The organism is Vibrio campbellii CAIM 519 = NBRC 15631 = ATCC 25920, from assembly GCF_002163755.1.
GTDB classification, from domain to species: Bacteria; Pseudomonadota; Gammaproteobacteria; order Enterobacterales; family Vibrionaceae; genus Vibrio; species Vibrio campbellii.
In genome coordinates this window covers 2,581,288-2,607,838 of record NZ_CP015863.1, presented here as the reverse complement: position 1 = coordinate 2,607,838, position 26,551 = coordinate 2,581,288, and the positions used below count along the sequence as shown (strand labels likewise).

Below are 26,551 nucleotides of genomic sequence, written 5' to 3'. Positions count from 1 at the left end.
TGAGCCTGTTAAATCTCCGATAAAACTGCATCTACTGTAAGAAATGTACTAAGATGATTCAAATTAATAGTTTTAATTTCATCTATGAATGAAATGGGATAGGGCTTGTTCTGTGAAAGATGACATCCAGTGGCGAAATATCGACTTAAATCTGTTGGTGACCTTTTCTTATCTATACCGCTATCGCAGTGTGAGTTTGGCGGCGGAGAAAAGCTTTGTCAGTCAGTCTGCCATGAGCCACAGCTTGTCGCGCTTGCGCGTGTTGTTTGATGACCCATTGTTTGAGCGTAAAGGCCATAAGATGGACCCAACCGAGCACGCGCATCATATCGCGCCGACGGTGCATCATTTATTGGACTCGATTGCCAAAGACTTACTGACGAAGTCGGCTTTCTTGCCAGAAAACTACGTCGGCGTGTGCCGTATTGGTTTAACTGATTACGCTGAATTTATCTTCGCCCCACTGCTTTATGATGAAATCCGTAAGCATGCGCCAGAAGCCCAAATCAGTTTTATTAACGTCAACCGCAGCAATTACGTGGCGATCACGGAGCACGATAAGTTAGATGTCATCATCGGAAGTATGCCTGTGCTCGACGATAACTTTGAGAGCCAGTACCTCTACACAGAAAAGCACGTATGTCTGTGTGATAAGCGAGTTCTGAAGGGTGAAACACAATTGTCGATTCACGCTTTTGCCAATATTGAACAAGCCCTAGTGAGTCCTGATGGCAGCTTGAGTACACAAGTAGACAAAAAGCTTGCGGAACATGGCTTGAGCCGAAAAGTCACCGTTGCTTCACGTAACTTCCTGACGATCCGAAACTTACTTAAACAGCGTGAGTTGGTTGCGATAGTGCCGGAGAAAATGGCGCAAGCGGAAGGGTTCTCGGACGATTTGGTGAGCGTCCAGCCGCCGATTGCCGTGGCGGATTTTGATATCACTATGTTGTGGCATACCAGTCGTAATAACGAGGATAAAGGAATTTGGCTGCGACAGCTGGTATACCTGCTCCTTAGAGCTGAACAGGATAGTAGCCGACTGGAAACGAACTAAAATTTTGCACAACTGAATCTAGCTATTTAAGAGCTGCTATAGTGATTTCAGTTAAATTCTCGTTATTCTGGGATATTGATTGACTTTGTGGTACCACGAAGTTTTAGCTTGTTTGGTACATAGACTTTTAGAGGTATCTGACGGCTATCTCGATGTTTTTCTACTAACAAGTTGACGCCTTGGATCCCCATCATCTCCGCATTAATACGTATTGTTGATAGTGGCGGAAAGGTAAAGCTTGCGGTTGGAATATCATTTGTGCTGATCAAGGCTATATCCTCGGGGATTTTCAATCCAAACTCATGCACTGCGCGCAAAACACCAATTGCAATAGAGTCTGAGTTGATGAAAATCGCGGGTGGGAAATTACCTTTCGATAGCATGTCTTTTGCTAAGTTGTAACCTGATAAGCTCGAAAACTCACAACGGTAGATGTCTCTTTCTGATACCAAACCTTTCAGAGTGCCGTACTCCAAAAAAATATTTTCACCTATATTCTCAGTGTTTGAAGAGGTCTGCCCACCAATAAACCCGACTCGCTTATAGCCCTGCTCGACAAAGACGTTGATTGCTTGCTTAGTTACTTCATTGAGGTCAGAGCTTACACTGTCGTATAGGCTTTTATCGTCAGAAAAGTTGATATAGCAGATGCTATGAGTGAGACGCTTTGGTAAATTATCGATACTCGTTTGACTTGCTCCGCCAACGAAAAGAACCCCCGTAATTGTTTGGGTGTCAATATTCATTTCGCCTTGGTAGTGATTGGTAAGAGTTATTCCTAACTTTTCGCATTGAGCTTCCATTCCGTGACGTATCGACAAGAAATAAGGATCATTTACCTCAAGTTCTTGGCTGTAGTTGTAAAGAGCCCAAAAGTGGTGTTTTGGCGTGCCCTCTCGTATTGCTTTTCTAGAGCTGCTGGTGCGATATTCCATTTTTTTCGCTATTTCTAATATTAGAGCCCTCGTCTCTTTTTTGACATTCAGAGTGGGATCGTTATTCAACACACGCGATACAGTCGCGAGTGATACATTCGCTTCCATTGCTATATCTTTTAATGTTGCCATGTTGTCCTTTATGCCGAGAGGCTTTAAACCTAGGGAAATGCGATTGATGAGTGCTGATTGTATTCAGTCGTATTTGGGAGCACAAATAATAAGTTCGTTCTAAAAGGTAAATTAGGTATCCCCAGATGTTTGAAGCGGGGACAAAAACCACAACGACAATGTATATACTGTTGTGGTTTTTCGTTCAAACTTGCTTTACTGATATCTGAGATTATGACTGATGTGGGTTTTCTTTGCTTTGCTAATGATGAACGAGTACATGATCGAATACTTGTCGAATAAATGGTGCACCTACTTTTGAGCCTCCGTTTCCGTGTTCGATCACGACCGTTGCCACATACTTTGGGTTCTCGTAAGGGGCAAATGCAGTAAATAAAGCATGATCAAGCAGATGGTTTGCCAGTTTTTTCGAATTATAGATTTCGTCTTTTCGTAGACTGTATACTTGTGCTGTGCCAGATTTACCGCCACTACTGTACTCCGCGCCCTTAAACGCGCGGCGACCAGAGCCATGAGCACCATTGTTTACAAGGCGCATCGCATTGATTGGAATATCCCAGAATTTATCCGGTACGTTATCGATTGACGGTAAGTCTTTAGGTTCTACGTCGACTTGTTTTTCAAAGTTGTCCCCATGTTCAATCACCGCTTTGAGCAGATGTGGTGCTTTGATTTCACCGTGGTTGATAAGCAAAGATGTCGCTTTCGCTATCTGCATTGGCGTTGCTGTCCAGTAACCTTGCCCAATACCAACAGGCACGGTATCGCCTTGGTACCAAGGGGTTCGATGACGAGCTACTTTCCACTCTCGTGTTGGCATATTGGCGCTGCTTTCCTCGTAGATGTCGATGCCAGTTGGTAGGCCAAAGCCGAATTTATTCATCCACTTCGAAATGCGGTCGATACCAAGATCAAAGGCGATTTGGTAGAAGAAAGAGTCCACCGATTCCTCGATAGCTTTAGTTACATCAACGTTGCCGTGGCCCCAGCGTTTCCAATCTCGCCATGCTTTGGAATTAGGCTTGGAGCCAGGAATGCGCCAAACTCCGTGATCATTGCGCACCGTGTTTGGTGTAATAACATGCTCTTCAAGTCCCGCAACAGCCATAAAAGGCTTAATGGTAGAGCCTGGAGGATAGACACCGAGCGTAGCCCGATTAACGAGAGGGCGAGCAGGATCGTTCAGTAGCGTGTTGTATGCTTTACTGGAGATACCGCTGACAAATGGGTTCGGATCGTAGCTTGGGCTGGATGCCATTGCGAGTACACTGTTATCACGTGGGTCAAGTACAACTGCGCTACCCTGACGATTGGCGAGTGTTTCGTATACGAATTGTTGTAATTCAATATCAAGGTTCAAAACGATATCTTTACCAGCGATAGGAGGCACATATTTAATGGTGCGAATCACACGACCTCTGCTGTTTACTTCGACTTCTTCATAGCCTTTGGTACCGTGAAGAATATTTTCGTAGTAGCGCTCCACACCCAGTTTGCCGATGTTTCGCGTTGCTTGATAGTTCTTGGCTTGCCCCTCTTCCTCTAGACGGTGTAAATCTCGGTCGTTGATGTGAGAGACATAGCCAAGGACATGAGTCAGTTGTTCACCGAAAGGGTAGAAGCGTTTGAGATCCGCTGTAACAAATACACCATTAAATTCGTGTTGATGAACAGAAAAGCGCGCGACTTGTTCGTCATTCAACTCATGCTTGATGGTGACAGCACGGAACCTACGGGTGTGGTTGTAGCGTTTTTTGAATGATTCAACTTGCTCAGGTGTTATGTCGATATAGTGGGTCAATTTTTCTATTAACACATCTAAATCACCTGCTTGCTCAGGGATCATGTCTAGGTTGTACACTGGGCGGTTCTCGGCAAGCAAAACGCCATTTCTGTCATAAATTAACCCGCGTGTTGGCGCGATAGGAAGAATTTTAATTCGGTTATCGTTTGAACGAGTTTGATAATCTTTAAACTGGTTAACCTGCAGGTTGTAAAGATTCGCGACCAATCCCCCTAACAAAATAACCATGCCGATGAAAGCTACGATGGCACGGTTTTTAAACAACCGCACTTCTTGGTTGTGGTCTCGAAATTCATTTCGTTTGCGTAGCATGAGAGGCCTTCAGATCTGTTTTTATTCTTCGCATGCCCCGATAAAAGGAAAAGACACGATCGAGTCTTGTTACAAAATGTTACAGTTGGGGCGAGACTACTGTAGCGGGCTTTATCTCTCGTTTTGTAAGAGCAATGTCAGATATCGACTGCAGGAAATCGTCAGGTAGCCCGTCGCGAAAATACAGACAAGTTGATGGTTAAACAAGTGGTAGTGCTGTGTAATCTAGCAAAAGCTAAGATGCGTGGTGAAACCTCTGAGTGCATGTTGCTGTGTGCCGAAACTGATGACGAATCAGAAAGTGTTCTGCTAACGCCGGAACGCGCCATGCCTGCTGGTGTGAGAATCGTTTAGTGTCTAATCATATATTGTTTGTATAACAGTTATTTATGCTTTAGATCTCATTTTATAAACGAATCAATAGAATCATATTCACCTTTATTTATAATTTCTGCGCTTTTAAAAGCTGTCTAACAGTATGAAAAAATTAGGAAATTATAATGAAAAAAGTATTGCCATTATTGGCTTTAGGAGCAGTGGTTGCTTCGGCGTCGGTTCAGGCGGAAGGTAATTGGTACATTGGTGCGGATATTTTAAATTCTGATATCAAGTCAGACTTTCATTTTAAAAAGGATTCAGCGTCTGGTCTAAGTCTTAGTGTTGGGAAGGAGCGAGTATATTCGCAAAATCTCACATTGGCTTTCGAGGGGGAGTTCATTCACTTCGGTAGCACTGATTATAATGGTTACGTTAATGATGGTTACGGTACCTACCCAGCAAAGCTCGAAGTTGAAAGCTATGCAGTGAATCTTAATATGAAACCAAAGTATTATTTTTCAGGCACTGGTATCTATGTGGGCGCTATTGCTGGATTTGGTGTTATGGGAGTAGATTTGAATAGGAAGGTACCATCTAAACCTACTTTATCTGCTGCAGATGATGCTAGCAGCATAGGGTTTAACTACGGTGTTGAAGCGGGTTATGAATTTGCTTCAGGCCTGATCGTTTCCGGTGGTTACCGTGCTTCCTCAGTAACGATCGATGTTGAGGGCGGTGGTGATAAAGATTTTGATTTCAACAGCCTGTACGCTGGTATTGATTACAAGTTCTAATCTTGAACAAGCAGAGTATGAATAATAAAAGGGAGTCTCTAGGCTCCCTTTTTAATTAGGTTGTCAATCAACTCATAATGATGATCTTGTACGCCCGCTAAGTTGCCATATTTTGGCTGGTGGCGGTCGTTTTCTTTGGCATGATGCCAACCAAGGGTATGGCGAACGAAGTGCTCAGCAAACGCGTGAGAGACTTCCAAGCATCCAGCGAGAACAGTATCCACATAGCTTTGCATGATGGGACTGCGCGAGCAGGGTGGCAACGGATCGTTTTTCACATAAACCCAAATGCTGTGCTCCGAGTTAAAAGTGGTCTCTGCTTCAATCTGATCAGGACGGATTTGAATACGATGGTAGCCACGCTCGCGTCGGTCAAATTCCACCAGCGCTAGATCGTCGACTTCAAGCAGCACGCCATTGACTTGCCCTTCGCCTTCATTCACAACCAAGGGTGACAAGATATAGCTGTCGTCAACTTTGCCCCAATAGCGCACCAACCCATGAGCGGTGACTGGGATGGCTTCTCCCGTTTGACCCGTTAACTTGCGCGAGGCGGCATTGATTAAACTGCCGTAGCCAAATATATACATCGTGATTGTTCCCTTTTACTTCGACGAATTCCGTTCTCTCCGTTATACCTAAATATGATATCTAAGTCATTCTTACTGAGCCCAGCATTTTCGTTCTTGGGAGGAAATGCCTCCACGGCATCAGGCGCAATGTTTTACCTCTAAAGGGTAGGTAGTATGATCTTATAACATGTATTTTTTATGCGTGTTTGTGTTAAGATCGAACGCGTAGAATTTTTGAACGGTATCATATGGGTACTTAAGGGCATCACAATGCTGAATATCACCGATAAAAAAGTGGAAGAGAAAATCCCTGCATGGCTGCGATTAGGGTTTAGACCGTTTTTCCTGTTTGGCTCTATTTATGCTGTTGTCGCAATTGCGGTATGGGTATGGATGTTCCAAACCGGACAGCCAAGTGCATTGAGTGTTCCGGCGTTGTGGTGGCACGTTCATGAAATGTTGTTTGGTTTTTCAATGGCAATAGTAGTGGGCTTTGTACTGACTGCAGTGCAAAACTGGACGGGCATTAACGGCACGAAGCACTACACCTTGCTAGCATTGTTTTTTTTATGGCTTGCTCCTCGAGTTCTACTTTGGACGCCTGCACCACTTTGGTTAACTAGCAGTGTTGAAGCGCTGTTTTTACTGTTTGTAGCGTATGAGATCGGCATACGAGTTTATCGTGCTAAAGGGTGGCGTAACCTATTTTTTGTTCCGTTATTCTTGCTCGCCATCTTTGCCAACTTTGCCAGTTACGCAACGGTGAAAGGCATGCCGCCATTTTCCTCTTCTGCGGTATGGCAAGCGATGCTTTGGTGGTTCACTTTGCTGCTTTCTATCATGGGCGGACGAGTGATTCCATTTTTCACCGCTCGTCGCTTTAACTTCGAAAAGGCTAAACCGCTGATGTGGTTAGATTGGCTCGCCAACCTACCTTTGGTTATGTTGTTCGTGTTGAGTTTCTTCCCTGTGACGTTTGCGGAACTTGGTCAGCCACTTATGTTGTTTGCTGGAGCGGCACAGTTGGTTCGATTCCTGCGCTGGAAGCCTTGGCTGACACTTAGCGAGCCGTTGGTGTGGTCGTTACATGCGGCTTATTTGTGTCTGCCTTTGAGTCTGATTTTACGTGGTAGTTGGGATAATGCGTTTGCGAACCACAACTTAATTCATCTGTTTGCTATCGGCGCGTTGGGTGGATTGATCTTAGCGATGATTGCTCGAGTGACTATGGGGCACACAGGACGCATGATTTACAAAGGCCCAAACATGAGCATCGCTTTTGCTGCCGTGATTGGTGCGGCGTTAGCAAGAAGCCTAGGCGTGATTTTTGACCCTTCACACATGCTACTTTGGATCGATGTCAGTGCCTCCTTGTGGATTCTGGCTTTCGGTATGTTTGTATGGCGATTCGGAATGATGCTGATGAAACCAAGAGTGGATGGTCATCCCGGATAGTCACAGTTAAGATTTGATAAAGAAGGGCTCAACCAACGGTGTGAGTCCTTTTTATTTGAGCTTGCTTCCGCAAATGACCCACAATTAGTAAGATAATTGTTAAGAATGTGAAAAGCGTTGAATTCTATAGTGGGATTTGAGCGTGCTAGAAGGTGCGGACTCCGCTACTCTGTAGATGTTATTGCTCATATGCATATGAGTGATTAGCTAGCCAATTGACGTTTTAGACCCATAGGTGTCTTTTCGTGTAATTACATGGCCGCTTAGTTCTATACCTCCGTGGAACTAAGCGGCGTTTTTCGTTTTGTGGTTAGGTAAAATTAGATATTCCCTTCGCTGAAGTCTTTTTGGAAATACAGCACTTTCTGTAGGTAGCGTCTTGCTTCCCCTTTTGGATGTTGGGTGGTTAGCGCATCATAAACCTGAGTCGGGTTAAGGCTGTTAAGCTCATTCATCATAGGTTTAATTTCCTTGTCAACATTGGTTTTTTATTCGAAAGATAGAACACAGAAATATGCCATTTTATTTTTTGTGATGATAATCAAAAATAAAAAGAATAATAATAACAAAATAGATATTGAGTTTTTCTTTATTGATTTTTCTGTATTTTTTGTTTGGTCTAGATGTGATCAAGGATGAATTTATAAAATAAGTTGTTGTTATTTATTTTGTTTATTCTTCTTATGTATATGATTGGCGCGAAGTATTTAGACCAAGAAAGAGATGTTATGAATAAAAAAATAATATATATATCAGTATTATCTGCTTTTTTTGCTAATGGAGTATATGCAAATAATGAGTCTGGAGAGCTAATAAGCTTATGGGAGAAAGCAGAGACTACTGTTCTAAATAATAATGAACTAGACATAATTAAGAGTTTTGGAGAAAAAACGTCTAAGCTCAATCAAAGAACTTATAATACTGCAGGTGTAAGAGTCCCAAGGATGCCTAACTCTAGTAGTGGAAATAATATCGTTAACTACGGTTTTAACATCCTATCTCAAGAACCAACCAACTATAACTGCCTCTCACAAAGCGGGACGGTTGAGGTTCCAAACTTCTCTAAAGTAGTTGATGGAAAGGTGGTGATTAATACCACTGAAATTAATGAGTTTTTCGAAATGAATACTTCAGCAGGTGCGAGTGGAGGTTTTGGTAAATTCTCGGCTTCTGCGAGTTATAAGAGGAAGATTACTCGAGATTTTAGAGAGTTAAGTAATGCGACAACCGTTGCGTTTACTATTAAAAACCAAACCAAAGAAAAAATAACGGAAGTATGGCCAGAGCTAAGCTCTAGAGCACAAAGACTTCTTCAAGCAGGAAGTCAGGCCTCTAAAATTAATTTCCGAAATTTATGTGGAGATGCAGTCATCAGCAGTGCCATCTATGGAAAAGAGATTGCTGTGTTGATTCAAGTTGAATCAAAAACTAATGAGCTAAAAAAATCGAAAGAAGTTGCCAAGGAAATAGCAGCTTCTTACGGTGGACTAGTTGGGGGCTCTGCAAGTCAGTCTACGATTGAAAAATACCGTCGTTACCAAAATGATTATAACTTTAAGATCAGAGCCTACATTGTTGGTGATGAAACTGTTATCTCTGATTCCGACCTGCTTAACTTTAAAGAAAAATTAGTACGATTTGAGGAAAGTGATAGTCAAGTACTTAGTCCAATTCGTTATGAAACGTCTGAATATTTAAATCCAACTAATAAATCCTACTGGCAAACATTTTTAGACTATCGTCCGATAGGACAAAAGATGAAAAAGTGGGACCACTTTATGGACTTTGAGTACGCACCTCGCTGTCCTTCCCAGTCTTACGCTCAGTTGTGTGTTCAAACTGCTAATAAATATGTAGATATGTATGGAAAGTGTGAGAATGCGAGAAGTTGGAGTAATTGTTTTTCTCCGGAACAGTCTCAATGTACTTTGCTTCAAGGGCAACTATGTAATCAGTTAGAGAAAGAAGATCCTATAATTGAAGACAAACCTATATGGAAAGAGATATCAAAATCGGGTAGTTGGAGTGAAAAATCTATCCCTAGGGAAAATGTTACTATACCAAGCAACGCAATTAAAGTTAGAGTAACTTTCGAGATACGACGTTCTGTGATGCCTTTTACGAAAGGTCCTAAGGTTAGAGAAGAAACGATTACCATTGATTGGGAAACTAGAGCTTACTTTAGTCATCCATTCTTAGCAATAAGTGGAGCACGTTTATTTGAAAAAAATGAATATTGGAAAGGCTCGAAACAGATGAAGCGTTACGATTATAGTAACTTTAAAAAAATTGAGTATTTAGTAGAAGATCGACCAAACTAAAACTTTTTATTCAGTAGCTTTGTAAACAACATCACAATAGCTTTTAGCTATTGTGATGTTGTTATTTTTATATTGTATTCCTTTCACTGAAGTCTTTTTGGAAATACAGCACTTTCTATAGATAGCGTCTCGCTTCCCCTTTTGGGTTTTGAGTGGTGAACGCATCATAAACCTGAGTCGGGTTAAGGCTGTTAAGCTCATTCATCGCGCGTTTTCGGTTACTATCGAAGGTAGAAAGCACGCCGACTGTGCCGCCGTTATAGGCTGAAATCATACTAAAGTGTTTCGAAGTTGGATGTTTTACATCTCTTAGATAGCGGTTTTTCAATATATAGAAATACGCTGCACCAGTATCAATATTATTGGCAGGATCGAATAAGTATTCTTTGGTTGGAATACCCGGTTTGTTTTTCACCAAATTAAATACATCAGCACCGGCGGTTTTTGGGATCACCTGCATTAAGCCGTAAGCCCCTGCATGAGAGATCGCATAAGGGTTAAAGTTGCTTTCGGTTTTGATCACGGCGAAGATTAGATCTTCAGACAAGTCATATCGTTTAGCTGCATCACGTACCAAGCCTGCATACTGGTATTCTCGCTGCTCTAGGTGATCTTTCACCATGTTGATTTCGACATAGTAAGCACTGCCGCGTTTAATGTTGAGTGTTCACCGGAAAAAGAAAAAGCCTGCGGGGTGCAGGCTTGTATTAGGAGAGTCCAATTTAACTTACTTGTGAGAGGCTAACGACTTTCTGTTGCAGCTTCTCTTGTAGATATTCTGCCAGTGCGATTTTCTCCTCTTCGTTCATGTATAAACCAAGTTTTGTACGACGCCATAAGATGTCTTCATCGGTGAGCGCCATTTCGTGATTAATCAAGTAATCAATTTCACGTTGATATACGCCGCTTGCTTGCTGTGAGAAGCAATGACCAAGATCTTCTACGCTGTTAGTGCCTTTCATCAGGTCCCAAGTTTGGGTACCAAACTGAGTCACATAGCGCAGCAACATCGCTTCTGACGCCCATGAGTATTTCGCATGAATCATCTTCACTAGCTGCTCACGGCTACAACTGAAGTTACCGCCAGGAAGCGTTTGATTTGCCGTCCAGTCTTTCCCCATTTCTGGTAGGAAAGGAGCAAGTTTGTTTAGGGCTGCCTCACCAAGCTTACGGTAAGTCGTGAGTTTACCGCCGAATACAGAAAGTAACGGTGCTTGATCGTATTCAGCATCCAGCTCTAGAGTGTAATCGCGTGTGATGGCTTGCGGTGAGTCTGACTCATCATCACACAGCGGACGTACACCGCTGAACGACCACACAACATCATCCTTGTTTAATTGCTGGACGAAATGCTGATTGACGACATCGATTAGATAATCGACTTCTTCCTCTGAAATAGATACTTTTCGAGGGTCGCCTTTGTATTCTACATCCGTCGTACCAATGATCGAGAACTTATCTAAGTAAGGGATCATAAACACGATACGGTTATCTTTGTTTTGTAGGATGTAGGCTTGTGGCTCGTCATGGATACGAGGAACAACGATGTGTGAGCCTTTGATCAAACGAATGTTACGAGGAGAAGTTTGATCTAATCCTTCATCAAAGAATTGCTTCACCCATGGACCCGCGGCGTTTACTAGGGCCTTCGCTCTGCGTTCGAAACGTTGGTCTGTGGTGACGTCATGAATAGTGACATGCCAAATACCGCCTTCACGGTGTGCTTTTTCTACGCGGCAGTAGTTGCGAACTTCGGCATTGTTCTCTTTTGCAGCCAGAACGTTAAGTAACACTAGACGCGCATCATCTACCCAGCAATCTGAATATTCGAAACCAGTTTTCATTTCCGGTTTTAGAAGACCAGATTTTGCAAGATTGATGGTTTTGCTGCCTGGAAGAGTGGTTCGTTTACCCAAGTTATCGTAAAGGAACAAACCACAGCGGATCATCCAAGCTGGGCGTAAAAATGGTCGATGAGGTAAACGAAAACGCATAGGCCATGCGATGTGTGGTGCTTTACGTAAGAGTACTTCTCGTTCAGCGAGCGCTTCCGAAACCAAACGAAACTCATAGTGCTCAAGGTAACGTAATCCACCGTGGATCAGTTTTGAACTTGCAGAAGAGGTTGCCGATGCGAAGTCGTTAGCTTCGTACAAACCGACGCTTAGACCACGGCCAGCAGCATCAGCAGCAATACCGGCCCCGTTAATGCCGCCGCCGATCACGATCATATCTAGAGTAGGGGATGAATTCGTCGTGGAAGCATTTTGTTGTATACTCATAAATTTGACCTCTTGGTGAGCGAACGAGCATTTTGGAATATGGGTTAATCCTAGCTTAGCTTTCGTTTTTGATCATTATTTATTTTCGTTTATGAGCGTTTTGTGTGATTTGGGCACAAAAAAACCTCTACCTAATTAAGACAGAGGTCATTTATGTGCGTAAATAGTGAGTGTAAACGCTATTCGGTTGCGACTCTTTCTATTTGTGTATCAATCACTTCGAGCGGAACTGCGGCTTCTTTTAGAATTGCGAGAATCTCTTCTGGTGGTTGTTTGTTGGTGAATACCATGTTCAATTGCGCGATATTGCCCAGTTTCACCATCGCATTACGGCCAAACTTCGAATGGTCAACGGCAAGGAATACGCTGCGACTGTTATCGATAATCGCCTGTTTAACGCGAACTTCATGGTAATCAAAGTCCAGCAGTGAGCCATCAAAGTCGATACCACTGATGCCCAAAATACCGAAATCGAGGCGGAATTGTTTGACGAAATCGAGCGTCGCTTCACCGACAATGCCGCCGTCTCGGTTGCGAACTTCACCACCCGCTAAAATCACTTTGATTTCCGGGTTCGGTAAAAGAATGGTGGCAACATTAATGTTATTGGTCACCACGCGAAGCTGTTTGTGGTTTTTATTGAGCGCTCGAGCGACGGCTTCTGGAGTAGTGCCAATATCAATAAACAAGGTTGCGCCATCTGGAATGTGTTTTACGAGTTCTTCCGCAATGACATCTTTTTCATTGAAGTTAAGCGCTTTACGCGTGTTGTATGAGGTGTTCTCTGAACTGAGAGGAATGGTTGCACCACCGTGGTAGCGACGAATTTTGTTTTCATCTGCGAGGTCGTTTAGGTCGCGGCGAATAGTTTGAGGACTAACATTAAATTTTTCTACCAGCTCATCCGTGCTGACATAGCCTTGTTTTTTCACCAACTCAACAATCTGTTGGTGTCTTGGTATTTGCTTCACTTAGCACTCCCTTGTGCACTGGTAATCGCCAATGCTTCAAAATCGAAAATAGAAACTTGCTCTATTGTGCTCGAATTAGCGCATTGTGAGAAGCTGTGGGAGTGTGGAATCCGCGATCGAACGCAAAAAAAGAGCGCCTACTCGGCGCTCTTTACGATTAATCAGGGGAAACTAATCGTTTATCAGAAATTAATCGTCTTCGTCGTGAAGCTCAGACCAGGTTTGAGCACACTTAACTGCGCGCTTCCAACCTTTGTAGCGACGGTTGCGTTTCTCTTCATCATCATGTGGTTCGAATGTGCGATCGAGCACTGCTTTGTCTTGCAGTTCATCAATGCTACCCCAGAAACCAACCGCTAGACCCGCTAGGTAGGCTGCACCCAAAGCGGTTACTTCAGTTACTTGAGGACGGTGAACTTCGGTATTAAGAACATCAGATTGGAACTGCATCAGGAAGTTGTTCGCCACTGCACCGCCATCCACACGAAGGTTCGCGAGCTTGATGCCCGAGTCTGCTTGCATCGCATCTAGCACATCACGAGTTTGGTAAGCGATGCCTTCCAAAGTTGCACGGATAATGTGGTTAGAGTTCACGCCACGAGTTAGACCGACAATCGTACCGCGAGCGTAAGCGTCCCAATATGGTGCGCCCAGACCAGTAAATGCAGGAACAACGTAAACACCATTTGAAGTATCCACTTTGGTTGCAAAGTATTCTGAATCTTCAGCGCCAGCCAGAATCTTCATTTCATCACGTAGCCATTGAATGGACGCGCCACCCATGAATACCGCACCTTCAAGAGCGTAAGCTGGCTCGCCTTTTGGACCACATGCTAGCGTGGTCAACAGACCATTTTTCGATGTGACCTTCTCTTGACCCGTGTTCATCAACAAGAAACACCCAGTGCCGTAGGTGTTCTTCGCTTGGCCAGCTTCTACACACATCTGACCGTAAAGCGCAGCTTGTTGGTCACCTGCAATACCAGCGATTGGGATACGAGTACCGCCTTTACCACCAATGTTGGTTTGGCCGTAGATTTCTGATGAGCGTTTAACTTCAGGCATCATGGATGCAGGGATACCCATCTCATCCAGCATTTTCTGATCCCAGCATAGGTCGTTGATGTTGAACAGCATGGTACGAGATGCGTTAGTGTAATCCGTTACGTGAACGCGACCTTGTGTCATCTTCCAAACCAGCCAAGTATCAACGGTACCGAACAGCAGTTTGCCTGCTTCAGCATCTTCACGTGCGCCTTCAACGTTATCTAGAATCCACTTCACTTTTGTACCTGAGAAGTAAGGGTCTAGCACCAGACCTGTATTGTCGCGAACGTAATCTTCTAGTCCGCGCGCTTTTAATTCTTCACAAATATCAGCAGTACGGCGGCATTGCCATACAATTGCGTTGTAAACCGGTTTGCCTGTTTCTTTGTTCCATACAATTGTCGTTTCACGTTGGTTGGTAATACCGATACCTGCAAGTTGGTCGCTACGGATACCGGTTTTCGCAAGTGCTTCAACCAAAGTAGAGCTTTGAGTTGCCCAGATTTCCATTGGGTCATGCTCAACCCAACCAGCCTCTGGATAAATCTGAGTAAATTCTCGCTGAGCGACGCTTACGATATTCGCGTCATGATCCAGAATGACAGCACGAGAGCTTGTCGTGCCTTGGTCTAGGGCAACAATGTATTTTTGCTCAGTCATGGTAAGAATCCTTTTGTTTCGTTATTTCTATTTTAGTAAATGTTCGAATGAGTTGGTTTTAAGCTTGAGCTTGTTCTGCTTCTTCTTCGGTCTCGCACTGATTAGGAATAGTACAGCCATGACCTTGTTGTGGCAGATACGCAGCAATTGCTTTCGGGTACAACCAACCACCGAAACAAGCACCTGCGATAGGAGCAAGAATTGGAACAATAAAGTATGGGATTTCGCGTGCACCGGTCAGTGCGTAATCCCAGCCTGCAAAGTAAGCAAACAGTTTAGGGCCGAAGTCACGAGCAGGGTTCATCGCAAAGCCAGTAAGTGGGCCTAAAGAACTACCGATCACCGCAATGAGAATACCGATAAGTAATGGATTCATCGCGCCGCGAGGTGCACCGTTGTTCTCATCACCAAGAGCAAGAATGGCAAACATTAGCACTGCAGTAATCACGAATTCCACAGCAAAAGCGCCAAAGAAAGAAAGAGAAGCGTGTGGGTAAGTCGAGAAAATGCCTGCTGTGGCCAGAGCCTCTTTGCTGCTACGAACGAAGTTGTGTGCGATTTCGTAATCAGTAAACAGGTTACTGTACAAGCTGTAAACCAAAGCGGCAGAGCAAAATGCACCGAGCATTTGAGCAATGATGTAAGGCACTACTTTTGCCTTATCGAAACCATGGAACATGGCTAATGCGATGGTAACGGCAGGGTTGATGTGTGCACCGGATACGCCCGCAGTACAGTAAATAGCGATGGCGACGCCAAAGCCCCATACAATACTGATTTCCCATTGACCAAATTGAGCTCCGGTCAACACTAATGCAGCAACACAGCCTACGCCAAAAAAGATAAGTAATCCTGTACCGATAAACTCGGCCAAACATTCTCCGAGCAGTGAGGGGTGTTTGTTCGTTGTCATGTTAAGAGTCCTTTAATATTTATGCTTATTTAGCACGATTCTATTGTGCATATGTAAACGTTTGCGAAAACAAACGAGCAGCAAAAGTGAGCGTTTGAGCATGGATTTGTTAATCAAACTCTTCGTTTTTGTTAATTGACGCATCTTTTGCTCAAAAAGGAAACTCGATAAAACTATTCAGAAGCTTCTACTTCGATTTTTCGGTTTAAAACTACCGATGTGAAAATCAATGCACAAACTGGTAAGAGGAGTTTTGTGAAGCTGCTTCGTGAATGGTGGTAAATTGTTCAGATTACTGGTTGAAAACTAACCCTAAAGAGCTAGCTAACACCAATGATGATAAGGGATTGCTGATACTTATTGACTCGATACTCTACTTTCATACACGGCTAAGAGAAGGGGGCCTTCCTTAGGTCTGGTCAGTAAGCTTTAACGTCGAAAGCATGCCTCAATGAGCTTTAGTGAGTGTGAGAGCGACATCAACCTCAGTTGTTAATGGAATGACATTGTGGCAACACCCCGTATTTAGCCTTGATGACTGGCGTTAATTGTGTCCAGTTGCTCAAACTCAACCTTTTATCCTAATTCTGTGGTTGTTTGAGTGCTTGGTTTGCTTAAAACTGCGGTTAATTTGTTCGTTTTCGCATTTAATGTTGTATGCGAATAGTAACGAAATTTGGTTAAAGTGGAAGCGCAGTCTAATTTAAAGTCTCTAATTTTCTGTATTTACTGAAATTTAATTCTTGTGCAACATTTGTCACAGAAATAAAAATCGAATTTCATAAAATGCACCAACTTTCGAACGAAACTCCTTTTTGCTCGTTCGCGATTTAAGACTCCTTACCATCGCTCAATATAATTATGAGGTTCCTATGTTTGGAATATTCAAACCCAAGGCGCACATTGATCGCTTGTCGTCCGACAAGATCGATAGCACCTATTCTCGCTTACGTTGGCAACTCTTTATCGGCATTTTTGTTGGCTATGCAGGCTACTATCTGGTCCGTAAAAACTTCAGCTTGGCGATGCCTTACCTAATTGAACAAGGCTTTAGCCGTGGTGATCTAGGTGTTGCCTTAGCTGCAGTATCTATTGCTTATGGTTTATCAAAATTCTTAATGGGCAGTGTTTCTGACCGCTCTAACCCTCGTTACTTTTTAAGTGGCGGTCTATTAATGTCAGCGCTGGTGATGTTCTGTTTCGGCTTTATGCCTTGGGCGACTGGCAGCATTACCGCAATGTTTATTCTATTGTTCCTAAACGGTTGGTTCCAAGGTATGGGGTGGCCTGCCTGCGGTCGAACCATGGTTCACTGGTGGTCACGTAAAGAACGTGGCGAGATAGTGTCGGTTTGGAACGTGGCACATAACGTAGGTGGCGGTTTGATCGGCCCTATGTTCATTCTTGGCCTTTGGGCATTTAACGACGATTGGCACACCGCTTTCTATGTTCCTGCATTTTTTGCCACGCTCGTTGCTGTCTTTATTTGGTTCACGGTAAGAGATACTCCGCAGTCTTGTGGTCTTCCGCCAATTGAAGAGTACAAAGACGATTACCCTGACGATTACGACAAGTCACACGAAAAAGAAATGACGGCGAAAGAAATCTTCTTCAAGTATGTCTTTTCTAATAAGTTGTTGTGGTCAATCGCGATTGCGAACGCGTTTGTTTACCTGATCCGCTACGGTGTGCTGGACTGGGCGCCGGTATACCTTAAAGAAGCGAAGGACTTCTCGGTTGATAAATCTTCTTGGGCTTACTTCCTATACGAGTGGGCTGGTATCCCAGGTACGCTATTGTGTGGTTGGATTTCAGACAAGCTATTTAAAGGTCGTCGTGCTCCTGCCGGTATTCTATTTATGGCGTTAGTCACCGTCGCTGTGTTGGTTTACTGGTTCAACCCAGCAGGTAACCCAGCAGTCGATATGATGGCGCTGGTTGCAATCGGCTTCTTGATTTACGGTCCGGTAATGTTGATTGGTTTGTATGCGCTAGAGCTTGCTCCTAAGAAAGCGGCAGGTACGGCTGCGGGTCTAACGGGTCTATTTGGTTACTTAGGTGGTGCAGTAGCGGCAAACGCGATTCTTGGCTACACCGTAGACCACTTTGGTTGGGATGGCGGCTTTATCATCCTTATCGGTTCATGTATCACGTCCATCGTTTGTTTGACTTACGCATTTCTTGGCGAGCGTGCTCACCACGAACAAAAAGCGCGTGAGAAAGAAGCATTGGCGTCATAAAACCTTAAAGGGGCAGTGGAATACTGCCCCTTCAAATAAGTTAAGGAAATAACAATGAAAATAAAGTCAGTATGCATTACTTTTTTGGCGTGTAGCCTATCTGCCGGAGCTATTGCCCAGCCCCTTGTTATCGCTCACCGTGGCGCGTCCGGTTACTTACCCGAACATACATTGGAAGCCAAAGCCCTTGCGTACGCAATGAAACCAGATTACATCGAGCAAGATGTGGTGATGACTAAAGACGATCAATTGGTCGTGCTGCATGACCACTATCTCGATCGCGTGACCGATGTAGCTGAGCGTTTTCCAGATCGAGCTCGTAAAGATGGCCGTTACTACGCGATTGATTTTACGTTGGCAGAAATCAAATCACTGCGCGTGACAGAAGGCTTCAAAATCAATGATAAGGGTGACAAGGTAGCAGGTTACGCGACTCGATTCCCAATGTGGAAATCAGACTTCACCGTCCCTACCTTTGCTGAAGAGATTGAGCTGATCCAAGGCTTAAACAAAACGCTGGGTTATGACATCGGTATTTATCCTGAGATCAAAGCGCCGTGGTTCCATCGCCATGAAGGTAAAGACATTTCAAAAGCAGTACTTAAAGTCTTAAAGCAGTACGGCTACGACTCACAAGACGACAAAGTGTACCTTCAGTGTTTTGATGCCAATGAACTTCAGCGTATTAATAGTGAACTCATGCCTGCAATGGACATGGATTTAAAGCTCGTTCAGCTCATGGCTTACACCGACTGGAACGAGACCATGGAGTACAAAGGCGACAAGGCAACACCATACAGTTATGACTGGATGTTTGAAGCCAATGGTATGAAGAAGGTCGCGGAATATGCGGAAGGAATTGGTCCTTGGAAGCCAATGTTGGTGGATGACAAATCAACCAAGGATAACATTATCATCAAACCTCTGATGAAAGCGGCAAAAGACGCAGGTTTGCAAGTTCATCCTTATACTTTCCGAGCGGATCCGGGGCGTATTCCTGCTTACACCGATAGCTTCGATGGCATGATGGACATCTTCTACAATCAGGTGAAAGTGGATGGTTTGTTTACTGACTTCCCTGATAAAGCGGTGAGCTTTCTAAACAAGCAAAGTTCTAAAAACTGAGTGTTTGAAACGCTCATTATTACGTCACACGCCATGTCGTAACAATGTGCCATCTATCAGGCAATAAAAAATCCCCCAACAGTTTCCTGCTGGGGGATTTTTCGTAGGGCTAATTCACGAATGAATTAGTTGTTTTTATGCAGTTCGCTGTTCAGTTCAACCGCGCTCTTGTTTGCAAGACACTCGATTTGACCTGTTACAGAGTTACGACGGAACAGTAGGTCAGAAACACCAGCAAGATCGCGTGCTTTCACTACTTCTACTTCTTGGCCTGCAGAATCTAGCATGCGCACTTTAGAGCCAGCGGTTACGTATAGACCTGATTCGATAGTACAACGGTCACCCATTGGGAAACCAAGACCTGCGTTTGCGCCTAGTAGAGAGTTTTCACCGATAGAAACCACAACTTTACCACCGCCAGATAGCGTACCCATGATAGATGCGCCGCCGCCGATGTCAGAGCCGTTACCAACCACTACGCCAGCAGAGATACGACCTTCAACCATGCTCACGCCAGTTGTACCTGCGTTGAAGTTGATGAAGCCTTCGTGCATTACCGTTGTGCCTTCGCCAACGTGTGCGCCAAGACGTACGCGAGAAGTGTCAGCGATACGAACGCCAGTTGGTACCACGTAGTCCACCATTTTAGGGAACTTGTCTACGCAATCTACGCTTAGTGCACGACCCGCTAGGCGAGCTTCGATTTGACGCTCTGCTAGTTCAGGTAGATCGATTGGACCTTCGTTAGTCCATGCGATGTTGTGTAGTAGACCGAAGATGCCGTCTAGTACCGTGCCGTGCGGTTGAACTAGGCGGTTAGAGATAAGTTGAAGTTTTAGGAAACCTTCAGCAACGCTTTGTGGCTGCTCGTCAGTTGCAAGGATAACCAGTACAAGTGGTTGTGCTGATTCTGCTGCTTTTGCTGCGAAAGATGCGTTTGCCGCATCGTCGTTTGCTTCAAATGCTGCTGCCAGTTCTGCGCTTTGTGCAGCAGAGATCTCGATAGCTTGGTTGCCTTGCTCGTAACCTGCTACTGCTGCTAGTGCGTTAACAAGCGCTTCGCTTGGGTTAAGAACTGGGTTTGGGAAAAACGCTTCGATAATTTTGCCATCGCGGTTTTTAGTTGCCGTACCAAAGGCTAGAGAGAAGAAAGCCATAGTTGATCTCCATTTGTTGAGTCTTGTGTCTCGTCTGTTCACTGACAAGAAATAATTAGGTTGTCAGCCATCATAAAGAGAGTGTTGGGGAGTTTAAAGAGGGGAAATGGAGAAAGTCTGTAGATGGATACCTTTTGTCTTTTTAGAGATATGTTTGTCTGATGAGAAATGTGTCGCAAAAGCCATATCAGGCCGATTTTGGGCAGAGACACAGTGAAGTTGAAGAAGGGGACATCGCAAAAAATAAGGGGAGGACCGAAGTCACTCCCCCTACACTGGGTTTGTTGGATTTACTGGCTTTGGATAGTAAAGCGATAAATCGAATTAAAGGCTTGGCTCACTGAGCTCTACTGCAAGTGCAACCGTTGCACCAACCATTGGATTGTTGCCCATACCGATGAAGCCCATCATCGCTACGTGCGCTGGTACTGAAGAGCTACCTGCGAACTGAGCATCGGCGTGCATGCGACCCATGGTATCGGTCATACCGTAAGAGGCAGGACCTGCCGCCACGTTGTCTGGGTGTAGAGTACGACCAGTACCACCGCCTGATGCCACAGAGAAGTAAGGCATGCCTTCACGGTTACGTTCTGCTTTGTAGATGCCTGCTACAGGGTGTTGGAAGCGAGTCGGGTTGGTTGAGTTACCAGTAATGCTCACATCCACTTGCTCTTTGTGCATGATAGCCACGCCTTCACGCACATCGTCTGCACCGTAGCAAAGGATCTCACCACGTGGACCTTGCGAGAATCGACGACGTTCTACTTCCACTAACTCACCAGTTTGGTAGTTGTATTGAGTGCGTACGTAAGTGAAACCGTTAATGCGTGAGATTAGGTAAGCGGCGTCTTTACCCAAACCATTTAGGATAACTTTCAACGGATTTTTACGTGATTTGTTCACATTCAATGCGATTTTGATTGCGCCCTCTGCCGCTGCGAATGACTCGTGACCAGCAAGGAAAGCAAAACAGCCACTTTCTTCATTTAATAGACGAGCCGCCAATGCGCCGTGACCGATACCCACTCGACGTTGCTCTGCGACGCTGCCTGGTTTTGTGCATGCCTGAAGACCTTCACCGATGATGTTTGCAGCTTCTTCTGCTGTTTTTGCTCCGCGGAAAATCGCCAAAGCGGTGCCCAGTGTGTAGGCATCGGCAGCGCTTTCAAACGCGATAGGTTGAGTGTCCATCACTAGTGCTTTAGGGTCGATACCACGTTCCATACAGTATTGGTAAGCCTCTTCCAGAGAAGAAAGTTGCATTTCGTCTAATGTGCGACGTACAGATTCAGTAATTGGAGTGTTCATAATCTCTTTCCTCTTGGTGGCAATTATTGTTGGCGTGGGTTGATGGTAGATACGGCTTCGTCTAAACGACCGTAAGTCCCCGTTGCTTTGTCTGCGGCTTCTGCAGCAGATACGCCTTCGTTGATGGCTTTCATCATCTTGCCTAGGTTGAGATATTGGTAACCAATTACTTCTTTGTTTTCGTCTAACGCGAGTTTTGTTACGTAGCCTTCAGCCAGCTCCATGTAACGCACGCCTTTTGCTTTAGTTGAGTAGCTAGTACCCACTTGGCTGCGTTGAGTTTGACCAAGGTCTTCCAGTGCCGCACCAATTTCCAATCCGCCTTCAGAGAAAGCAGATTGAGTACGACCGTAAACAAATTGAAGGAAAATTTCGCGCATCGCGACGTTGATAGCATCACACACCAAGTCGGTATTCAGAGCTTCAAGAATGGTTTTACCGGTTAGGATTTCTGCGGCCATCGCTGCGGATTGAGTCATGCCAGAACAGCCGATCGTCTCGATCAAAGCTTCTTCGATGATGCCGTTTTTAACGTTGAGGGTCAGTTTTGCTGCACCTTGTTGAGGAGCGCAAGCACCAACGCCGTGGCTAAGACCAGAAATCGCGATAACGTCTTTTGGATTTATCATTGCGCCTTCAACAGGGATCGGTGCAGATGCATGAAGATCGCCGCGTTGAATCGGGCACATTGATTGGATTTCGTGTGAGTATTGCATAATGTTTTCCCAGTGTACGATATCCAGCATATTGGTCAGACTCAACGGCGTTGACTGCTCTTGTTCGCTCCATCAAATAGAAAAACTATGTTCAGGAGGCTTACGCGTTTATGGCCTTGTTGAGTTAACAACTATTTTGGATATCTTTTTAATTTTTGAGAAAACAGGAGCGGGGTTGGAGAAGAGTTGAATTGCTCACTACAGAACTCTTGCTCTCACAATATAGGTGAAAGCGTTTCCAACAGGGCTGACCTGTTTTCGTTTCTGTAGGAGTCATTAGCTTTAAAGCGGTTTGAATCTTTCGATTCTGGTGGCACCCCATCACCGTGTGCTTTTAGAGTAGATCTAAGTCACGCTAATCTGCAACATGAAATTTAGAGTAATTTGGGATATTAAATCGGTTCTTTATATTGCTAGAGATATATGGCGATAGATGAATGGCATAAAAAAACGCCGCATAATGCGGCGTTTTCTCGAAACAAATGAGAGGCTTATGCAGCGTCTTCTTGTTCGCTATCTTCTTCAACAGCTTCAAGCTTCTTTGCTTTTTTTGGTGCAGGTTTACGTTTTGCACCCAGAGCGTAAAGCACTTCTTCTTTGTTTTGCGCAAGGTACATTGCAAGATCTTCTTGCTTACCTTCATCTTCTAGAAGTTCACTCTTACCTAGCAGTGAGAATAACTCGTCCGCCATATCCAGCATTTTGTCGTATGCGTCAGCTTCCGCTTTAGAGGTAAAAGTCATTTTCTCTTCTCCATTGCGTTCTACCACGTACTTGACGATTACAGCCATGGTTGGTCCTCTAAGTTAATTTGTTAAATTTTATACTGGCTTTTTATACAGTTTTTGACCAATTAAGTCTAGCGTCAACGTTCATAATGAGAGATAAATTCAATCGAGTGCACATTTATTGTGCTTGGCGGTTTAATGATGTTTCGAAGCTTTGCAGATCCATCCATATATTTAAAAAGCATATCCTGTGCAATGATGTTATATCCTTTGTTTTGTTGTGGTTTTGTTGTTTGCGTTAAGGAATTGTGAACAAGCGTTTTTAATTACTAAACATACTAATGTTAGATGTAATAGTAGACTTTAACGCTTAAAAATAACCCAATGTGAAATAAATAATGATAAGAAAAGCAAAAAGAAAAATAGTAGCGGCTCCAACACCAATGGCCGGTTTAGCTCTTGGAATTGCAAGTTTAGGTTGGTGTTGGGAAAACGTTATTCCACTTAATGGTTATGGTCAATGGTTGAGTGCTGCTGTTGCTAGTGTATTACTGGTCATTTTGGCAATTAAGTTTCTTTTTCATAATCATATGCTTAGAGAAGAGTTAGCCCACCCCGTTGCAGGTAGTGTTGTTCCGACCTTTGCGATGGGCGTGATGGTAGTTTCAAACTCGGTAGGGCAGTTTTATCCCGTCGTGGGGGATACAATTTGGCTGATTGCAGTTGCATTACATGTCGTGTTTCTAATTAGTTTTGTCTGTCATCGTGTTAAGGGCTTTGAGCTCCATCAACTTGTCCCAGGTTGGTTCGTACCACCGGTGGGGATTATCGCCGCGGGTCTTTCTTTCTCTGGCAACCCAACACTGGAACCGATTGCATACTTCACACTCATTTTTGGTATGGTATCCCAGGCCATCATGTTACCAATAATGATTAACCGCTTCATATTCACCCATGAAATTCCGGATGCGGCTAAGCCAACTATAGCGATTATGGCAGCGCCTGTAAGTGTATCTTTAGCGGGATACCTGACGGTGGTGTCATCACCTTCGCCGGTAATTATCGCTCTGTTATTCGGTATAGCGGTGCTAATGACCGTAATCATTTATCTGGCGTTGTTTAAACTACTGAGGTTACCTTTTAGTCCTGGCTTTGCCGCATTTACCTTCCCAACGGTGATAGGCGCTACCGCGCTGTTTAAAACGGCAGATTGGATGGCAAAGAGTAACTTAGCTGCTCATTACGTTCAGCAAGTAACTGATATGGCAATGCTTGAGCTGCTTGTCGCGACTGTAGTTGTTAGCTATGTATCTTTTCAGTACGTTAACCACCTCCTAATTAAACAACTTCGATTGACCTCTGACTGCTCGTAGCCAATGCTCGCTTTCGCTAAAGCATCAATTACGGAATTCAACTGAACACTTGTTTCTCTTAGGAGCAAGCGTTCTTGTTTAGGTCATTTAAGTCGAGAGTCTAAACGCCGCTAAAAGTACTTCTGACTTCGGCTTCCTCAGCAGTTTCAAGGTTATGAGCTACTCCAAGTTTGGCTGAACTCAATAAATTTACGTAGTAGTGGGTTTTGATACTTATCTTTGTGGATCAAAAGCCAGAAGCGACGCTTCATATCCAATGGCATGTTGAGCATTTTTACCCGACCATCGCGAATTGCAGGCTCTGCGGATAGGCGTGATAAACAACCTAAACCAAGCCCTGCTGATACTGAGTTGATCAATGCTTCCGTTGTATTGAGCTGAAAAGCTTCATGCCAGTGCTCTAGACGCGGAGCGATGGCGCGCATAAAGAACTCTCGAGAACCAGAACCCGCCTCACGCAGAATCCATTCTGTGTCTTCGAGCTCGTTTAGGCTGATAGGCCCTGCGTCGAAGTTAGGGTAGTCCGGCGGACAAATCACACACATTTCGTCTTCACTGAATTGCGTTGATTCCAACTCTGGGTGTATGGTCTTGCCCTCAATGAGCGCGATGTCGAGTTCGTAAGCGATCAACATGTCACAAATCTGGGCAGAGTTGGAGATGAACAAACTCTGCGACTGGTGATTCGTTTCATCACGAAAATCACTTAACAGGTAAGGTGCGACTTGGTTGCCAATGGTGTCGCTGGCACCAATGCGTAGCAAGCCTGATAAAGTTTGGTCGCCATCGAACACACTCTCAATATCCCGAGCTCGGTTGAGTAGTTCGTCTGCGAGGGGCAGAAGTTTTTGTCCTTCTTGGTTGAGAATCAAACGGTTGTTCACTCGATCAAATAAGTGATGACCAATTTGTTTCTCTAGTTCAGACAACGCCATACTCACGGCCGCCTTAGAAAGAAACAGACTTTCCGAAGCCGCAGTTAGCGTCTTGTGCTGAGTGATCGTAGTAAAAACTTTCAGTTGTTTAAGAGAGATATGACTAGGCATGATATTCCGTTAATTAAATCTGAACGTTAGTTTTAAATAATTAGATATATTGGAACGAAGTGCAAGAGTAATATACATCCCATAGAAAGTTAGCCTAGATTTGAGGTCGTAATGATTCAAAGAACAAAAGCAAAAGTAATGGGAGCACCAACCCCAATGGCGGGTCTGGCTCTTGGTATTGCGAGCTTAGGTTGGAGTTGGGAAAACTTCGCCGAATTAAATGGCTATGGACAGTGGATTAGCGCAGTTATTGCAAGTGTATTATTAGCAATCTTGGCGATTAAGTTTCTTTTTCACAATCATTTGTTGAGACAAGACCTTGCGCACCCTGTGGTAGGTAGTGTCGTTCCCACTTTCGCGATGGGAACCATGGTGGTTTCAAACTCATTAGGGCACTTTTTCCCTGTTGCAGGTGACGTGCTTTGGTTAGTGGCGGTAGCTCTACATATCGTGTTCCTAGTGAGCTTCTTGTACCACCGCGCGAAAGACTTCGAACTACACCACATGGTGCCAAGCTGGTTCGTACCACCAGTGGGTATTATCGTTGCAGACGTGTCTTTTTCTGGTAACCCAGTGCTTGCACCAATTGCACACGGTGCGTTGGTCTTCGGTATGGTGGCTTACGCGGTGATGTTGCCAATGATGATCTACCGTTTCATGTTCACCCATGAAATTCCAGATGCAGCAAAACCAACCATGGCAATCATGGCGGCACCAGCGAGCCTGTCGTTGGCTGGTTACCTAACTGTAACAGCGACGCCTTCGCCAGTGATTATTGCTCTGTTGTTTGGTATCGCGGTATTGATGACAGCCATCATATACTTAGCCTTCTTTAAATTGCTAAGACTGCCATTTAGCCCAGGTTACGCAGCGTTTACCTTCCCAATGGTGATTGGTGCGACAGCTCTGTTCAAAACAGCAAATTGGATGGAAGCAAATGGCCTAGCAGCGCACTATGTACAACAAGTTCGCGGTCTAGCAGGTATCGAATTGATTGTGGCAACGATTGTGGTGACTTACGTAGGTTTGCAATACATCAATAACTTACTGATTCAACCGCGTTTAGTGACAACACATCACGCATAAGTCTTACTCGTAAAGCAAAGTCTCTTGGTCTCTCTCGCCAAGAGGCTTTTTTTGTATCGGTAGGGAGGGTTCTAAAGCTTATCTGAAGATAAAAAAATGCCACCCAAATAGGGTGGCGGAAAATTAGATACAATTTTAATACATCAAACTTTAGTAACCGCGGCCATTGTAGTGAGAGTTCTCATGCAGAAGATGGCAA

Annotated in this window: 20 protein-coding genes, 3 pseudogenes and 1 riboswitch; of the genes and pseudogenes, 9 read left to right on the top strand and 14 right to left on the bottom strand. The window is 44.3% G+C overall.

The features are described 5' to 3' along the window. Nucleotides 1-112 precede the first annotated feature (112 nt). Nucleotides 113-1,057 carry a LysR family transcriptional regulator gene (locus A8140_RS12510; protein ID WP_005530282.1) on the top strand — a complete coding sequence of 315 codons (945 nt, stop codon included), beginning with the start codon at nucleotides 113-115 and terminating at the stop codon, nucleotides 1,055-1,057. Nucleotides 1,058-1,119: 62 nt separating this feature from the next. On the opposite strand, the gene ebgR is transcribed toward A8140_RS12510, so the two are convergent. Together ebgR and mrdA are read right to left on the bottom strand one after the other, a co-directional pair. Then, nucleotides 1,120-2,124 (bottom strand): transcriptional regulator EbgR, encoded by a 1,005-nt coding sequence (gene ebgR / locus A8140_RS12505; RefSeq protein ID WP_038862714.1) that lies wholly within the window; start codon nucleotides 2,122-2,124, stop codon nucleotides 1,120-1,122. Nucleotides 2,125-2,365: 241 nt separating this feature from the next. Beyond that, entirely contained in the window at nucleotides 2,366-4,240 is a 1,875-nt protein-coding gene (gene mrdA, locus A8140_RS12500; RefSeq protein ID WP_005530280.1) for a penicillin-binding protein 2, read from the bottom strand. Nucleotides 4,241-4,426: 186 nt separating this feature from the next. Here mrdA and A8140_RS12495 point away from each other — a divergent pair. Together A8140_RS12495 and A8140_RS12490 are read left to right on the top strand one after the other, a co-directional pair. Next, nucleotides 4,427-4,594: pseudogene (locus tag A8140_RS12495) on the top strand (tRNA-binding protein); the annotation flags it as partial. A gap of 146 nt (nucleotides 4,595-4,740) precedes the next feature. Beyond that, the gene (locus tag A8140_RS12490) at nucleotides 4,741-5,352 is read left to right on the top strand and encodes an outer membrane beta-barrel protein (protein WP_005530276.1); all 612 of its coding nucleotides are present in this window, start codon (nucleotides 4,741-4,743) and stop codon (nucleotides 5,350-5,352) included. A 38-nt stretch (nucleotides 5,353-5,390) separates the two neighbouring features. Here the strand turns inward: A8140_RS12490 and A8140_RS12485 are convergent, their stop codons facing one another. Continuing rightward, nucleotides 5,391-5,942 (bottom strand): gamma-glutamylcyclotransferase family protein, encoded by a 552-nt coding sequence (locus A8140_RS12485; protein ID WP_005530274.1) that lies wholly within the window; start codon nucleotides 5,940-5,942, stop codon nucleotides 5,391-5,393. Nucleotides 5,943-6,194: 252 nt separating this feature from the next. Here A8140_RS12485 and A8140_RS12480 point away from each other — a divergent pair, with 252 nt between their 5' ends. Next, nucleotides 6,195-7,379 carry an NnrS family protein gene (locus tag A8140_RS12480; RefSeq protein WP_005530272.1) on the top strand — a complete coding sequence of 395 codons (1,185 nt, stop codon included), beginning with the start codon at nucleotides 6,195-6,197 and terminating at the stop codon, nucleotides 7,377-7,379. A 320-nt stretch (nucleotides 7,380-7,699) separates the two neighbouring features. On the opposite strand, the pseudogene A8140_RS12475 reads toward A8140_RS12480, so the two are convergent. After that, nucleotides 7,700-7,843, bottom strand: a pseudogene (locus tag A8140_RS12475) (membrane-bound lytic murein transglycosylase MltC); the annotation flags it as partial. 264 nt (nucleotides 7,844-8,107) lie between these two features. On the opposite strand from A8140_RS12475, the gene A8140_RS12470 reads away from it, so the two are divergent. Further along, entirely contained in the window at nucleotides 8,108-9,700 is a 1,593-nt protein-coding gene (locus tag A8140_RS12470; RefSeq protein ID WP_038862731.1) for a hypothetical protein, read from the top strand. Between the two features lie 115 nt (nucleotides 9,701-9,815). Here A8140_RS12470 and A8140_RS12465 read toward each other — a convergent pair. From A8140_RS12465 to A8140_RS12445, 5 genes and pseudogenes are all read right to left on the bottom strand, one after another. After that, nucleotides 9,816-10,358 (bottom strand): annotated as a pseudogene (locus A8140_RS12465) (transglycosylase SLT domain-containing protein); the annotation flags it as partial. A 64-nt stretch (nucleotides 10,359-10,422) separates the two neighbouring features. After that, on the bottom strand, nucleotides 10,423-11,982 hold the full coding sequence (gene glpD / locus A8140_RS12460) for a glycerol-3-phosphate dehydrogenase (protein WP_033000634.1): 1,560 nt from the start codon (nucleotides 11,980-11,982) through the stop codon (nucleotides 10,423-10,425). Between the two features lie 179 nt (nucleotides 11,983-12,161). Beyond that, entirely contained in the window at nucleotides 12,162-12,953 is a 792-nt protein-coding gene (locus tag A8140_RS12455; protein WP_005536115.1) for a DeoR/GlpR family transcriptional regulator, read from the bottom strand. A gap of 189 nt (nucleotides 12,954-13,142) precedes the next feature. After that, nucleotides 13,143-14,660: a glycerol kinase GlpK gene (gene glpK / locus A8140_RS12450; RefSeq protein WP_005536117.1), complete on the bottom strand. Its 1,518-nt coding sequence runs from the start codon at nucleotides 14,658-14,660 to the stop codon at nucleotides 13,143-13,145. A gap of 58 nt (nucleotides 14,661-14,718) precedes the next feature. Further along, nucleotides 14,719-15,573, bottom strand: a complete 855-nt coding sequence (locus A8140_RS12445; RefSeq protein WP_005536119.1) for an MIP/aquaporin family protein — start codon at nucleotides 15,571-15,573, stop codon at nucleotides 14,719-14,721. A gap of 872 nt (nucleotides 15,574-16,445) precedes the next feature. Here A8140_RS12445 and glpT point away from each other — a divergent pair. Both glpT and glpQ read left to right on the top strand, forming a co-directional pair. Further along, nucleotides 16,446-17,813 carry a glycerol-3-phosphate transporter gene (glpT, locus tag A8140_RS12435; protein WP_005536121.1) on the top strand — a complete coding sequence of 456 codons (1,368 nt, stop codon included), beginning with the start codon at nucleotides 16,446-16,448 and terminating at the stop codon, nucleotides 17,811-17,813. A 54-nt stretch (nucleotides 17,814-17,867) separates the two neighbouring features. Then, nucleotides 17,868-18,938, top strand: a complete 1,071-nt coding sequence (glpQ, locus tag A8140_RS12430; protein ID WP_005536123.1) for a glycerophosphodiester phosphodiesterase — start codon at nucleotides 17,868-17,870, stop codon at nucleotides 18,936-18,938. Nucleotides 18,939-19,063: 125 nt separating this feature from the next. Here the strand turns inward: glpQ and dapD are convergent, their stop codons facing one another. From dapD to A8140_RS12405, 4 genes are all read right to left on the bottom strand, one after another. Beyond that, nucleotides 19,064-20,095, bottom strand: a complete 1,032-nt coding sequence (dapD, locus tag A8140_RS12425; protein ID WP_005536126.1) for a 2,3,4,5-tetrahydropyridine-2,6-dicarboxylate N-succinyltransferase — start codon at nucleotides 20,093-20,095, stop codon at nucleotides 19,064-19,066. 324 nt (nucleotides 20,096-20,419) lie between these two features. Beyond that, complete coding sequence (locus A8140_RS12415) at nucleotides 20,420-21,403, bottom strand: GGGtGRT protein (RefSeq protein WP_005536128.1); 984 nt, start codon at nucleotides 21,401-21,403, stop codon at nucleotides 20,420-20,422. 23 nt (nucleotides 21,404-21,426) lie between these two features. After that, on the bottom strand, nucleotides 21,427-22,119 hold the full coding sequence (locus tag A8140_RS12410) for an iron-sulfur cluster assembly scaffold protein (RefSeq protein WP_038862733.1): 693 nt from the start codon (nucleotides 22,117-22,119) through the stop codon (nucleotides 21,427-21,429). Between the two features lie 260 nt (nucleotides 22,120-22,379). Then, a riboswitch (Fluoride riboswitch) is annotated at nucleotides 22,380-22,454 on the bottom strand. Nucleotides 22,455-22,610: 156 nt separating this feature from the next. Further along, entirely contained in the window at nucleotides 22,611-22,910 is a 300-nt protein-coding gene (locus A8140_RS12405; protein ID WP_005386503.1) for a YebG family protein, read from the bottom strand. Between the two features lie 335 nt (nucleotides 22,911-23,245). Between A8140_RS12405 and A8140_RS12400 the strand changes: the two genes are divergently transcribed. Beyond that, on the top strand, nucleotides 23,246-24,220 hold the full coding sequence (locus A8140_RS12400) for a TDT family transporter (RefSeq protein ID WP_005529453.1): 975 nt from the start codon (nucleotides 23,246-23,248) through the stop codon (nucleotides 24,218-24,220). 152 nt (nucleotides 24,221-24,372) lie between these two features. Here the strand turns inward: A8140_RS12400 and A8140_RS12395 are convergent, their stop codons facing one another. Next, nucleotides 24,373-25,266: a LysR family transcriptional regulator gene (locus tag A8140_RS12395; protein ID WP_005529451.1), complete on the bottom strand. Its 894-nt coding sequence runs from the start codon at nucleotides 25,264-25,266 to the stop codon at nucleotides 24,373-24,375. A gap of 111 nt (nucleotides 25,267-25,377) precedes the next feature. Between A8140_RS12395 and A8140_RS12390 the strand changes: the two genes are divergently transcribed. Continuing rightward, on the top strand, nucleotides 25,378-26,352 hold the full coding sequence (locus tag A8140_RS12390; RefSeq protein ID WP_005529449.1) for a TDT family transporter: 975 nt from the start codon (nucleotides 25,378-25,380) through the stop codon (nucleotides 26,350-26,352). Nucleotides 26,353-26,551: the final 199 nt, after the last annotated feature.